This window comes from Natrarchaeobaculum sulfurireducens (assembly GCF_003430825.1).
In the GTDB taxonomy this organism is placed as follows: Archaea; Halobacteriota; Halobacteria; order Halobacteriales; family Natrialbaceae; genus Natrarchaeobaculum; species Natrarchaeobaculum sulfurireducens.
This window is the reverse complement of record NZ_CP024047.1, coordinates 1,507,172-1,520,530: the sequence shown is the minus strand read 5'-3', so window position 1 is coordinate 1,520,530 and position 13,359 is coordinate 1,507,172. Positions and strand designations below refer to the sequence as shown.

General features: G+C 63.4%; 13 protein-coding genes. 3 read left to right on the top strand and 10 right to left on the bottom strand.

The annotated features are described in order from the left end of the window. The first annotated feature begins 105 nt into the window (after positions 1-105). Complete coding sequence (locus tag AArc1_RS08685) at positions 106-1,278, top strand: MFS transporter (RefSeq protein WP_117363992.1); 1,173 nt, start codon at positions 106-108, stop codon at positions 1,276-1,278. A 532-nt stretch (positions 1,279-1,810) separates the two neighbouring features. Here AArc1_RS08685 and AArc1_RS08680 read toward each other — a convergent pair. The 7 genes from AArc1_RS08680 to AArc1_RS08650 form a co-directional block, all read right to left on the bottom strand. Continuing rightward, the gene (locus tag AArc1_RS08680; protein WP_117363990.1) at positions 1,811-2,392 is read right to left on the bottom strand and encodes a DUF7110 family protein; all 582 of its coding nucleotides are present in this window, start codon (positions 2,390-2,392) and stop codon (positions 1,811-1,813) included. Between the two features lie 235 nt (positions 2,393-2,627). Next, the gene (locus AArc1_RS08675) at positions 2,628-2,972 is read right to left on the bottom strand and encodes a glutaredoxin family protein (RefSeq protein ID WP_117363989.1); all 345 of its coding nucleotides are present in this window, start codon (positions 2,970-2,972) and stop codon (positions 2,628-2,630) included. 115 nt (positions 2,973-3,087) lie between these two features. Next, a complete protein-coding gene (locus AArc1_RS08670) occupies positions 3,088-4,071 on the bottom strand; it encodes a deoxyhypusine synthase (protein WP_117363987.1) in 984 nt (327 codons plus the stop codon). Between the two features lie 57 nt (positions 4,072-4,128). Then, a complete protein-coding gene (locus AArc1_RS08665) occupies positions 4,129-4,596 on the bottom strand; it encodes a DUF6691 family protein (protein ID WP_117363986.1) in 468 nt (155 codons plus the stop codon). Between the two features lies 1 nt (position 4,597). Beyond that, positions 4,598-5,155, bottom strand: coding sequence for a YeeE/YedE family protein (locus AArc1_RS08660; RefSeq protein WP_117363984.1), 558 nt, complete (start codon positions 5,153-5,155; stop codon positions 4,598-4,600). A gap of 141 nt (positions 5,156-5,296) precedes the next feature. Then, on the bottom strand, positions 5,297-6,094 hold the full coding sequence (locus AArc1_RS08655) for a M14 family metallopeptidase (RefSeq protein WP_117363982.1): 798 nt from the start codon (positions 6,092-6,094) through the stop codon (positions 5,297-5,299). A 169-nt stretch (positions 6,095-6,263) separates the two neighbouring features. After that, complete coding sequence (locus AArc1_RS08650) at positions 6,264-6,755, bottom strand: DUF309 domain-containing protein (protein ID WP_117363980.1); 492 nt, start codon at positions 6,753-6,755, stop codon at positions 6,264-6,266. A gap of 435 nt (positions 6,756-7,190) precedes the next feature. Here AArc1_RS08650 and guaB point away from each other — a divergent pair, with 435 nt between their 5' ends. Further along, on the top strand, positions 7,191-8,693 hold the full coding sequence (guaB, locus tag AArc1_RS08645) for an IMP dehydrogenase (RefSeq protein ID WP_117363977.1): 1,503 nt from the start codon (positions 7,191-7,193) through the stop codon (positions 8,691-8,693). Between the two features lie 210 nt (positions 8,694-8,903). Here guaB and AArc1_RS08640 read toward each other — a convergent pair whose 3' ends face one another. After that, the gene (locus AArc1_RS08640) at positions 8,904-9,398 is read right to left on the bottom strand and encodes a cupin domain-containing protein (RefSeq protein ID WP_117363976.1); all 495 of its coding nucleotides are present in this window, start codon (positions 9,396-9,398) and stop codon (positions 8,904-8,906) included. A gap of 279 nt (positions 9,399-9,677) precedes the next feature. On the opposite strand from AArc1_RS08640, the gene AArc1_RS08635 reads away from it, so the two are divergent. Then, complete coding sequence (locus AArc1_RS08635) at positions 9,678-10,178, top strand: hypothetical protein (protein WP_117363974.1); 501 nt, start codon at positions 9,678-9,680, stop codon at positions 10,176-10,178. A gap of 29 nt (positions 10,179-10,207) precedes the next feature. Here AArc1_RS08635 and AArc1_RS08630 read toward each other — a convergent pair whose 3' ends face one another. Then, entirely contained in the window at positions 10,208-11,965 is a 1,758-nt protein-coding gene (locus AArc1_RS08630) for a YcaO-like family protein (RefSeq protein ID WP_117365839.1), read from the bottom strand. A gap of 97 nt (positions 11,966-12,062) precedes the next feature. Then, the gene (locus AArc1_RS08625) at positions 12,063-13,208 is read right to left on the bottom strand and encodes an SPFH domain-containing protein (protein ID WP_117365838.1); all 1,146 of its coding nucleotides are present in this window, start codon (positions 13,206-13,208) and stop codon (positions 12,063-12,065) included. Between the last annotated feature and the right edge of the window lie 151 nt (positions 13,209-13,359).

Genomic DNA, 13,359 nt, shown 5'->3' with positions numbered 1-13,359 from the left:
GGCCCCCGCATTTCAGATCCGCTCTCGGTAGCCGTCGTCAGTTCACCGGAATCAGTACGCTCATCATCGTTCGCTCGAGTCGGTCACGTGAACGTTTCGCCGATTATGAACTGGCACTACCGATATACGGTTCTCCTATTGTGTATGCTCGCGTTCTTCGTCACCTACTTCGCCCGACTGGGGATCAGCCCGGTCGTTCCGTTCATCACCGAGGACTTCGAGATCTCGAACACCCTGATCGGCGTCGCGCTGACCGGAATGTGGCTCGCCTACGGCCTCGCTCAGTTCCCGAGCGGGATTCTCGCGGACCGCTATGGGGAGAAGCTGATCATCCTGATCGCCGTCGGTGGGACGACGGTTATGAGCCTCCTGCTCGCGCTATCGCCGGCGTACGCCGTCTTCGTTCTCGTCGTCGTCGTCCTCGGCGGGGTCGCAGGCCTCCACTACGCGGTCGCGACGACGCTGTTGTCCCGGACGTTCGACGACCTCGGGACCGCCGTCGGTATCCACTCGATCGGCGGCCCGCTGGCGGGACTCGTCGCCCCCGTCGCCGCAGCCTGGGTCGGCGTCCGCTACGGGTGGCGTCCCGCGGTAGCCCTAACGGCGCTCGTCGGAATCCCTATCTTCGCGCTGTTCGTCTGGCGCGTCCGCCCGACCGACCCACGACGCCCGGACCAATCGATGCGCGACCGCCTCAAGCTGGGCGCGCTCGTCGAACTCCTCTCGCGACCGGCCATCGCGTTTCCGCTCCTGATCGCGATGGCGGGGACCTACGTCGTCCAGGGACTCCTGTCGTTTTTGCCCGCGTTTCTCGTCGAGTTCCGGGGGTATACCCCTACGGCCGCCGGCATCGCCTTCTCCGCGTTCTTCGTCGTCAGGGCCGCCAGCCAGGTCGTCCTCGGTCGCGCCTCCGACGCCTACGGCCGCGACGCCGTCATCGGCGGCTCGATGCTGGCGGGTGCCATCGGCCTTCCCCTCGTCGTGTTCGGCCCAGGCCTCGCCGCCGTCGCTGGCGGCGTCTTGCTCGCGGGGCTCGGCTCGAGTTTCTTTTCGGCCATCGACCCGCGGTTCATGGACGTCCTCTCCGTCGAGGAGCGAGGCACTGGCTTCGGCCTCGTCCGGACGGTTTACACCGTCATCGGGGCCGCCGGCTCCGCCGGTGTCGGTCTCACCGCCGACCTCTTCGGCTGGCCCGTCGCGTTTGGAACGCTGGCCGTCCTCTTTCTGGCGTCCTTCCTCGCGCTCGCGGCCAACCACGTCCTCCGGCTCGGCTACTGATTGGGAATCGAAGAAGAGTCTCTATGTCCTAGTGTTCTTTCAAAAGTGACAGATATGCGCTGATGAATACAGAGCGCGAACTTTTTCCGCGTCGGGTTCGCCTTCGGCGAACCGCTCGCGCAAAAAACTTCGATGAAAAAGGCGGACCGCTCGGCCTTCGACCTCGCCGTCCGGGAACCGCGCTCGCTTCGCTCGCGCGGATGCTGGGAATGAATCCGTCCTCTGGATGTTGCACGCCGATTCCAACACCTCTGTTTTCTTTTAAAACGGGTGGGTGAGACTCTTCGCTACTCACTATGAGAACGGTGACTATCGACCGGGGGACTTGGCCTCGAGGGCTCGAGGGACAGCCCTCCGCTGTGTCGTGGTGAAAGACGCCCACTGCCGCTCCCGATCGACACCCCGACGGCGTCGCGTTATAAGAGAAGTTGCGTCGGCAGAAGTGCGGCCTCTCGTTCGAGTTGTCGATAGGCAGATCGGATGTACCCAAGACACCTGCGGTCACATCGGTCCGTCGGAACGACAGGCAGTTTCAGTCGCTGATGAACTTGTTGTCACGCCAGTTGACCCCCGACTCGCCAGCGCCCTGATCGCGCGGGCCTTCGACGACTTCGATGTTGGCCGGACGGGGCTCGCCCTCGACGATCCGGGTCGCCTCGAGTTCCCCACCGCGGTCGGTGATCGCCGTCAACGTGCCCTTCTCGGCGGCTTCGGCGATCTCACAGAGGACGAGGAACATCTCGTACTGCAACAGCGAGTTCTGTAGGACGGTCTCGCGGTCGCCTTTGAACGCGGCGAACTCGACGAGTTCGGACTCGATCTCCTCTTCTTCTTCTTCGTCCCAGCGGAAGGAGTTGCGTCGCTCGTCCGGGTCCTCCTCATAGACCCGGTTTTCGGTGACGCTGGCTTTGAGCTGTGCCGTCGGCGTGTACTTGCTGACCGACTTGTCCTCGGCGACGGCTTTGAGGATGAGCGTGTTGTTTCGTCGCGTGATCTCGACGTCTTCGATCCCGTCGGGATACTCCGCGTCGTCGATGTGATCGCGAAGGTCTTCGAGTGGCAGTTCGAGCGTCGAGTGCAACCGATATACGTGACTGGATTCCTCTGTTGACATAGTGGGGATGGATGGACGAGGGTGGTTCGGTACGTCGTTGTGTCCTACTACGGGTGCGTGACTTATATGATCTGCTATTGGCTCCGTCGCAGACAGGTTCGGATTTATTACCATTCGACAACGGTGTATCTGACCGGACAGCAGCGACCTCCGTGGACTCACCGTTTCGATGGCCAGCGCGAAGGCTCGGCGTTCGATGCACGAAAAACCGGACTCGACTACAGATCGCCGCCTCTCACTCGGCGTTGAGCGTTTCAGCCAGCTCGCCGCGCTCTTCGAGTTCGGCCAGAATGTCCGACCCGCCGACGAATTCGCCGTCGACGAACGTCTGTGGGGTCGTCTCCCAGCCACTGTGTCGGTTCAGAGCAACGCGGAACTCGTCGAGTGACTCGAGGACGTCGACAGTTTCGTACTCCTCGCGGTGCTGGTCGACGAGTCCGAGTGCACGCCGGGAGTAGCCACACTGTGGCATGAGCGCCGTCCCCTTCATGAAGAGTACGACCTCGTTGTTCTCGATGGCGTCGTCGACGCGTTCGTTGACCTCTTCCTGGTCGAGACCCTGGTTCGGCGGAAAGTCCATACACCAGTATATGGCGGTGAACGGGATAGGTTTTGCGTCATCGACCCTCGCTCACGCCGGCTCGGTACGGGTGATCCGTCGCGGTCCTCGAGTCGAGACCCGACCAGACCCGAGTTCACTTGTAGAACGCTTCCGCGACGAGCAGCGGGAAGACCAGCGTCGCCTCGGCCTCGACCTGCGTGTAGTTCAGTTCGGTGTCGTCCTTGATCTTGCCCCAGGAGACGGCTTCGTTCGGTGGCGCGCCGGACAGCGAGCCGTCACCTTCCATCCCCGTCGAGATGTAGACGGCGTACTCTGCGCCGCCGCGGAAGAGGTTCGTCATGATGGCGTGGTGTTTCGGCACCCCGCCGCCGACGGCGATCAGGCCCGTCGTGTCCGCGAACATCCCGTCCTCGATGAGTTTCTGGTAGTCGTCGAGAATCTCGATTCCGATGTTCGAATCCGTATCCTGTCGCTGTCGGTAGTAATAGAGGAAGTTGCCGACCTCGGCGTCGGTTAGCGCGGGACAGTAGACCGGCACGTCGTTGTCCGCTGCCTGCTTGAGCACCGAATCCTCGTCCTCGAGCGTTGCACCGAGTTCGCGCGCGAAGGCCGTCGGCGTCCGGATCGACTCCTCGGCGAAGAAGTCGTCGAAGAAGTCGTAGAGGTACTCCTCGAGCCAGACGTACCGGTCGGAGGGGACGAAGATGTTGCCCAGCCGGTTGATCCCGCGCTTGCGAAGGGCCGCCTCGTCTGCGTCCCACTCGCCCATCTTGAACGGCTTTGCAGTCTTGATGACGTCTTCGGTCAGCGAGCCGGAGGTGGTGATGACGACGTCGACAAAGCCATCTCGGATCAAGGCGGCGACGGTCTCTCGCAGGCCGGAGGAGACGATGTTCGAGGTGAACGTGAGATAGACTTTGGCATCGTCTTCTTGCATCTGTTCGGCGATTTCGATCGCTTCTGAAAGCTGGGTCGCCTGGAACCCCGTCGTCCCGTAGGACTCGAGCAGCGAGGACAGATCGGCCCCATCACGAAAGTCGTAGCCGCGAACGTCGGCCGTCTCGAGGTCCTCGTCGGAACCCGGAACGACGTGTTCGCGGGAGTCGTCTTCGGTCATACACGAAGGGACGGAGGGAAGCAGTTTAAGTTGCCTGATCTGCCGGCCAGTGACCGATCAGTCGGCGCTCGATGCGGCAGCGCCGCGGTCGGCCAGACTCGAGCGCCAGACGCCCTGAAGATACGCGCCGACGAACATACCCGCGATGCCGTAAAGGATGACGACGTTGCCGACGCCGAGGCTGGCGTAGGCCGCGCCGGGACAGATGCCCGAGAGGCCCCAGCCGATGCCGAAGATGCCGCCGCCGAAAATGACGTTGCGGTCGAGCGTTTTGAGTCGGCGAGTGTAGGTGACACCGGTCAGGGGTGCCTCGCTGCGGAGGCGTTTCACGCCGAAGAACGTGATGCCGGTGACGACCGCTGCACCGAACATGACGAACAGCAGGCCGAAGTCGGCGAACTGGAGGAAGTTCAGGACGACTTCGGGCTGGGCCATGTGGCTGAAGCCGAGGCCGAAGCCGAAGATCAGGCCGCCAACGAACACCAGCGGCATGAACAGCGGATGGTGTTCGTGTTGGGACTCCATGTTACGGACTCACCCCCAGTGCGTAGACGAGCTGTGCCGTCCCGATCGCGACGAACAGGAACGTCGCAACGCCGACGAACGAAGCGCTCGAGGCCGAGCCAACGCCACAGACGCCGTGACCCGACGTACAGCCCTTGCCGAGTCGGGTCCCGATGCCGATGAGGATACCACCGAGGAACAGCCGCCAGGGCTGGACCTCGGTCAGCCAGATCGTCACGCCGCCGATCTCGCGGAGTTCGCCGGTCGTCGCCCCGGGCTGGAGGCCGCTCGAGACGAGCCCGGACTGAAACGTCAGCGCGTAGATCGCCGCGCCGAGAACGATGCCGAGCGTGAAGACGACGCGCCAGTCACGCGAGGCCCGATACTGCTGGAACCGCGACTGATCGGAGACGTACGAGAGCGTCGACTCGAGGAACGTACTCGCCCCTGCGGGGATGCCGGTGCCGAGGTAGATCACGACGGTCCCCAGCCCGACGAGCAGCCCTCCGATCGCGTAGTGGCTGATCCCGTTCGGAAACAGATCGGTGATCACAGCGACGAAAAGCCCTGTTGCTGCCATTATCCGTTCCAAGGCAATCCCGACGTATGAAGGCTTTCGACTCGGGGAAAATTGTACGTATCTCGGACGAGGGTCGATTCGCCTGCCGCATCGAGCCGTCGGTTATGGGAACCGTGCTCTCTCGCCGGGTTGTCGCGGCCGTCAGTCGGCGGCGGACTGGGCCGCCAGCACGTCGATCTTCTCGGCAGCGTAGCCGAAGACGTTGCGGTAGCCGTACGGCGACATGAGCACCGGGTAGAACGATTCCTTGGCGACCTGCATCTCGCCGTCGGCCGCGGCGAACGTCTCACCGGCGTCGACCTCGGTGAAGTTCTCGGCGAACACCTCGTACGTGTCCGCCTCGTGTTTGTCGATGACCTCCGTGAGTCGGTAGACGGGGAGTTCACGCGGCATCGTATCGCCAGGGAGAGCACCGACCGCAGTGAGAAACGCCCGCGTCAGACGATCGGCGTTCTGTGCGGCCGCCTCGGACCCCTGGAGCCCACACTCGACCTCGAGCGTCTCGATCGTAGAGAACAGCCGGCCCTCGGCGAACTCGCTCGTCTCGACCATCGCCGTCACCGGGAGCTGCGGAACGAGTTCGCGGACAGTTTCGCTGACGCCGTTGACGATCGCAAACGGCTCACTGTGGCTCTGTGTCGAGTGCATCGAGAAGGTGAGACAGTCCTCGAGTTCGGCGGCGAGTTCGTGTGCGAGTCGTCCCTCGTGGGTCTTCGCGTTCGGGTCGCCGGGGAACGTCCGATTCAGATCTTCGTCGACGAATCGGACGCGACGCTCGAGTGCGGCCTCGTTGGCGATGACGAACTTGACCGGGCGTCTGACCTGCGGTTGTTCGTCGAGTAACCGTTCGACGGCCCGGACGCCACAGGGTTCGTCGCCGTGGACGCCCGCGACGACGGCGATCTCCGGCGTTCCCGACCCGAGCTGTGCGACTCTCATTAGTTCTGTATTCGTCTCTGCGTTCAAATGAAATTCGGTTTTGTCAGAACACTCCTCGACACCGAAGATGGAGACGTTGGGCTCGGTCGCTCGTACGACTGGTACGATCTTCCGACTCAGACACGACCCGTTCTGTGGATGCGCCGGAACCAACGTATGCCGGGTAGTATCACTCTTCGAGCGTTTCGACGTACTCGTAATCGGCCGGGCCTGCCGTCGGACGGTCGCCGTCGAGGGGAATCTGCCAGCCGTCGACTTGGGATGGGGCTTCGAGGGCGGTCTCGAGGACCGTTCTGACCTCGAGGACGTCGACGCCGTAGTAGTCCGGGGGGACGCCTTCGAGGTACTGTCCGGCCGTCCGAAAGAGCGAGCGAAGTCCACCGTCGTCGTCGAAGTCGACTCGCTTGTGGACGCCGGCAGCGACCTGCACCATCCCGTGTAAGAAGGCGCTCTCGGGCGAGCCGCGACCGTAGTTGTACCACTCGACCTCGAAGCAGTCGTGACTCTCGTGGTACGCGCCATCGTTGAACAGCCGGACGCCGTGGACGGTCGCCGTCCGGAGCGTCGCGTGCTCCCAGCGGCCCTCCGTCGGTCGCCAGCCGCTCGGGGTCGTTGGTTCCGGTGGCGGATCGACGGTCGGGTCGGTCGTGTGATCGTCCATGCTCGAGATTGTGTCCCCTCGCGGGTAACGCCATCGACCGATCTGACCCCTGTAGGCCGCCATTACACGCTCGAAGGTGAACCGTACACAATGGAAGGCGAGTACTTATTCCGTTTCGTCCCCAAGTAATCGGTACGATGAAGCACCCGTACGGCAGGTGCCACAGTTGCGGCGAGCGCCTCTACGAACACATCGACGGCGGGTACCAGTGTCTCAACTGTCGGTCCCGGTACTCGAGCGACGAATTGTAACCGGCTCCCGAGCTGACGACCATTTCGGTCGCTCGAGGCCACGGTTGTCCCTCGAGTATTCGAATCGTCGTGGTCTCGGTGTGACGTTCGCTTCCGACTGAATCCTCCGTTGGCGGTCACGTCACGCGTTCACACCCGGTTTCTATCTCGCAACGCTTTTTGCTCGCGGCTTCGGACGGTTTACATGGCGAACGACGTTCCCGAGCACGAGCCCTATTCTTCGAAACTTCAGGTACCGGAAGCACTGACGTTCGACGACGTCCTCTTGCGACCGAAAGAGAGTCGCGTCGAACCCGATCAGGCAGACCTCACCTCGCGAGTCTCGAAATCGGTCGAGGTGTCCGTCCCGATTCTTTCGGCGGCGATGGACACGGTCACGGAGAGCGATATGGCGATCGCGATGGCCCGCCACGGCGGTCTTGGTGTCCTCCATCGCAACATGACGATCGACGAGATGGTCGAAGAGATCGACCGTGTCAAAAGCGCCGACGAACTCATCATCCCCTTAGAGGAGGTCGTCACTGCCGACCCCGAAATGAGCGTCCGCGAGGTCGACGACTTGATGGCCCGCGAGGGCGTCGGCGGCGCACCTGTCGTCAACACGCACGGTGAGGTTCTGGGAATCATCTCGAGTACGGACATCCGCCCGCACCTCGAGGTCAACGAGGAGGACCCGGTCACCGAAGCGATGACCGACGAGGTCATCACCGCACTCGAGGACGTCGACGCTCGAGACGCGTTCGATCTAATGTACGACCACAAGATCGAGCGCGTACCGGTCGTCGACGACGAGAACCTCCTCGTCGGCCTGGTAACGATGCAGGGCATCCTCCAGCGTCGGGAGTACAAAGAGGCCGTCCGTGACGAAGACGGCAAACTCAGACTCGGCGTCGCCGTCAGCCCCTTCGAGATGGAGCGTGCGCAGGCGGCCGACGACGCTGGCGCGGACGTGCTGTTCATCGACACCGCCCACGCACACAACATGAACGTGATCGATGGTGCCCGTGAGATCACGGAGTCGGTCGAGGCGGACATCGTGGTCGGGAACGTCGGAACTCGAGAGGCGGCCGCCGAACTCGTCGAGTTTGCCGATGGCATCAAAGTCGGTATCGGTCCGGGGTCGATCTGTACGACCCGCGTGGTCTCCGGTGCTGGAATGCCCCAGATCACGGCGGTCGCACAGGTTGCGGACGTTGCGGCAGAGTACGACGTCCCCGTCATCGCCGACGGCGGCATCCGGTACTCCGGCGACGCGATCAAAGCGATCGCCGCGGGTGCGGATGCAGTCATGCTCGGCTCGTATTTCGCCGGCACGGGCGAGGCACCAGGACGTGTCGTCACGATGAACGGCAAGAAATACAAGCAGTACCGCGGGATGGGCAGCGTCGGCGCGATGAAGTCGGGTGACGGCGACCGCTATCTGAAAGACGAACCCGACGAAGACGACGAGTACGTCCCCGAAGGCGTCGAAGCAGCGACGCCGTACAAGGGGCCGCTCAAGTCCGAACTGCACCAGCTCGCCGGTGGGATGCAGTCGGGTATGGGCTACGTCGGAGCCGAGACGATCCCCGAATTCAAAGACCGCAGCGAGTTCGTTCGCATCTCTTCGGCTGGCCAGGCCGAAAGCCACGCCCACGACGTCGTCATCACCGACGAAGCGCCGAACTACTCGCCGAACGGCGAGTAACGCGGTTGGTTCGCCGTGTTTTCACCGGCGAGTTCACTCTCGAACGGCGAGTAACGCGGTTGGTTCGCCGTGTTTTCACCGGCGAGTTCACTCTCGAACGTCGATTCTCGGACAGACAGTCGCCACTGCCCTCGACACCGTTTTCGCGCGATTTCTTTCTAACGCTCTGGCACTCTCCCCTCGAGACACGGTTTCGCGAGCGGTAGCCAATCAACTGATCTTGAACGCCGTTTCACACTCGAGACAGGTCATCTCGAACGCGCCCTCGTCGGTGATCATGAGGCCGTGGCCACGCTCGTCGTCACATTCACGACAGTGAACGATCGCTTCGATCTCGTCCCAGTCGTGGGTCGCACCCGGTGCGCCGAAGGCGAGCCCGACGACGCGCTCGTCCGAATCGTTGTAGCCGTGTTGGAACTCACCCGGTGGGAACCGAATCACTTCGCCGGCTCTGACCGGTACTTCGTCCCCGTCTTCGTCGCTCGTACCGACCTCGAACGTCGCCGTTCCCTCGAGCACGTAGAAGACTTCTTCCTGGTCGTAGTGGGTGTGTACCCCGCCCGAAAACGACTCGCCGGGCTCGAGTTCGAAGTAGTTCATGGCGAAGTCCGTAACCCCGAGCACCGCCGAGATTGGCCGTCGAACCGAGTGGACATCCATCGGACTGGGCTCGTTTTCTACGTCGTCGATCGCAACCTTCTCCATACGACGACTTTCACGTCCAGCGTCAAAACGTTCATGGCAGTGAGTGTCTCTCTGGGTATCAGTTCAAGCAGCCGTGGGTCACGCGACGCTCGAGTGATCGTCGCCGCCGCTCGAGTCGATGTATAGTAGCCACTGCACGTCAGTTCGCACCTGCTCGCCAGACGGATCGTCGACCAGTGTGCGAATCGTTGCAGTTGTTCCTGTAGGGGTATCGCCTCCTCGCGGTCACCATCGGGAGAGAACGCAACGCCTACGTTCGTTCGGCCCTCATCGAGGCCTGTGAAACGCCGGACGGTACTCCAGTCCGCAGCGGTCGTCGGGAGCGTCTCGCTTGCGGGCTGTCTGGATGGCTTTCGGGAACACTTCGAGGGGGAGTTTCAGGGTGTCGTTCCGATGGAGATCCACAGCGAATCGGACGATGCTCACAACCTCCACATCGAGGCGTTCGATCGCGAGACGGGACAACAGACCTACGACGAAGGCATCGCTGTGAACCCAGACGAATCGATCGGCCCGCCACATCTCAGCGCGACAGACCAGCGCCTCCATGTCGCCCGGATCGACGCACTAGAAGACGAAGTGCTCGACGATCAACGTGTTTCGATCACCGGCGAGACCCAGCTCGTACTGATCTGGGTGTACGACGACGAAGTCGTGATCGAAGTTAGCCGTGGTGAGGCGGACGAACAGATCGACGACCCCGAAGATGCTGACGACCTCGAGGAACCGGAAGACGTCGACACGGCCGACGAGAACGAAGCACACGACGACTCGGAGTAGCCAATCCGACGAGCAGATTCTCAGGAACGTTACGGATAGGGGTGATACCCCCGCTCGAGGCGGGGTTCGAAGCCTAACTCAGCCGGAACCCGCTCGGCTCGCTCGCCGAAGTAGGGCTCGCCTGTAAAAAGGGACTGGGCTCCGGGGACGACGACCCGGACCGCCTCGAAGCCGATGGCTTCGACGTCACGCGTCGTCAGCCGAGCCGCGTACGGTTCCAGGCCGGCGTCTTCCACTCGGTCGACCACTGTCTCGAGCGCCGCCAGCCCCGTCGGTACGGGATCTGGACCGACGCTGTCGGCCGGCACGGTCCCGTCGACGTTGACGAACGACCGGGTCACCTCGGGAAACGCGGCATACGCGCCGATTTCGCCCGATTCAGCGCTTGCACGCTCGTAGCCAAGGCTTCGGAGCTCCATCCAGTTCTGGAGGGCTTCCTCGAGCGCGCTGATGGCTGCGTCGGTCGCATCGAGCCCGGCCGCGGAGCCGACGGCGAACGCCGGCCAGTCGTCCGACTCGGGGTCGACGGGGTCAGGGGTGATGGCCGGGTCACGATGGACGGCGACGGTGACGACCGGGACATCGACGTCCTGCGTGACGAGCATCGTCGTCACCGAAAGCCCTTCGCTCCGGGCGCGACGCTCGAGCGTGTCGAACCGGTCGTCGTCGACGGAGAGCCCCAGCGGCTCGAACGTCGAATACCAGGCGAGCATCGTCGCGTCGCGTTCGAGCACTTCGGTCAGTCCGGACAGCAACGCGTCGACTGACGACGACCCAAGTCCCAGCCCAGTCGTGATCGCGGGCACGAGTCGCTCGCCGGGCTGGGGGAACTGGACCGCCGCGGCGGGGAGATACGCCGACTCGCCCGTCGCGAGGCGTTCCCCGGCGACCCAGCGGTGTTCGGCTTCCGGATCGTACTCGGGAGCGTTCGGGGGTCGGACGAGCGACGCGGGCGATATCGCGTTCTCGAGATCGGTTTCGCTCGCGTGAACGAAGTCGTCGTCGCGATAGACGCCGGCACAGTACCGTTCTATGGCCTCGCCGACGGCTTTCATCAGCGCCGTGTTCCAGTCGTCGGCGACGCCGGCCGCCTGTTTTGCTGCGCTCGCGTCGCTGTACCCCGTGGTATCTGCTGTCGTTGCGAGATAGTACGGGACGGGAAACGACTCGACCTCGCCGATCTCCTCGACGATACCGACGCGCTCGTCGATCGCCGCCTCGGCGTGATTGACGGCAGCCTCGAGGGCGAGCGACTCGTCGTCGCGCTCGAGTGTGCGATCCCGGCCGCTCTCGGCACAGTCACAGCCCGGTACCGGGAGCACGCGTCGCCGTCTGTGCGGTAGTTCGACGACGTGACCGAGTACGGTTCGGTCGTCGCCCGAGAGGACGCGGACGCACTCGCGACCGGCGACGGCACCTGCCAGCCGTGCGGTCGCTCGATCCGTTGTGGGGTCACCACCAGAGTCGTCCGCGTGGGAGGTAACTCGAGTCCGGAGACAGTCGAAACACGCGGTTCCGGGCGCGTACCCCGAGACGGCGGCGTCGACTTCGGAGAGCGGGTGGCCCCCAACGCCGCCGATCTCGACAGCGATCCAGGGTGTTCCACCAGCACGTGCGGCGTCGTTCGCTCGATCGAACGTCTCCGAGCCGGCGACGTCGGCGACGACCGCGAACCGTGCCGACTCGAGGTCGTCCGGGTCGGCGGCTGTGATCGACACGTCGACGTCTCCGAGCGCGGCGACGACGGCCTCGCGGACCGGATCGTCGCCGACGACGTGAACTTGCATACACCACCCGTCGCAGTCGGCCGTAAAAAACGCCCCGACGACCGCGCTCGAGTTGGTCGCCGGGTCGGGACCGGCCACTCGTCAGGTTCGAGGTCGGTCAGTCGTCGGAACTCGAGGTTTCGGAGCCGCCGTCCTGGCGTGCCTCGGGGGCGTCGACGACGTCACCCGTTCCACCGCCGACGTCCTGGCCTTCCTTGATCGCTTGTGCCTCCTGTTCCATCGCCTCGACGTCCATCTCGGCGTCTTCGATTTCGCCGATGATCTCGGCGATGTCGTCTAAGCCGATCAGTTCGCGCGTCTCCTCGTCGAACTCGAGGCTCTGGAGCTGTTCGCCGTCCTCGCGGACGTCGCTGCCGGAGAGGTGTTTGCCGTAGCGACCCACCATCGACGTCAGCTCCTGTGGGAGAACGAACGTCGTCGATTCGCTCCGACCGATCTCGGTCAGGGCGTCCATTCCCTTGTCGATCACCGCGCGTTCGCCCATCGACTCGGACGCACGGGCACGGAGAACGGTCGAGATGGCGTCACCTTGTGACTCCAGAATCTCGCTCTGTTTCTCCCCCTGGGCGCGGATGATGTTCGACTGCTTCTCTCCTTCGGCTTTCTCGACGGCGCTGCGGCGTTCACCCTGGGCCTCGAGGATCATGGCGCGTCGACGGCGCTCGGCGGAGGTCTGCTGTTCCATCGCCCCTTTGACGTCCCTCGAGGGCGTGACCTCCCGGACTTCGACGCTCTCGACTCTGATCCCCCACTCGTCAGTGGGCCGATCGAGTTCCTCGCGGATTCGGGCGTTGATCTTCTCACGCCGACTGAGCGTGTCGTCGAGTTCCATATCACCCAACACCGCACGCAGGGTCGTCTGGGCGAGGTTCGACACCGCGCGCTGGTAGTCGTCGACCTCGAGGAACGCCCGTTTGGCGTCCATCACGCGAATGTAGACGACGGCGTCGGCCGTCACGGGCGAGTTGTCGCGCGTGATCGCCTCCTGGGTCGGCACGTCGATCGTCTGGGTACGCATGTCGAAGGTGTATACCCGCGAGACGAACGGCGGTACGATGTTCAGTCCGGGCTCGAGCAGTTTACGGTACTCCCCGAAGACCGTCAGCGCACCTCTGTTGTACGCATCGACGATCTCGATCATCGACCAGACGGTCGCCACCACGAGGACGAGAAGCAACGTTCCGACGAGTACCAGCGGGTCGCCGAGTTGCAGTTGCATGATCGCGTGTGTGAGTATGCTCATCATATAACATATGGCCTCCGGCGGAATAACTCTTGGCCGTGCATTCGTTGTGTCGGGTGGTGACTGCCCCGTCCACGGCCCGAAACCGACACCGCTGGTGCTCCCCACTCACCGGTTCCCAGCCGCAGTTGTATTCCACTCGGTTCCGTTC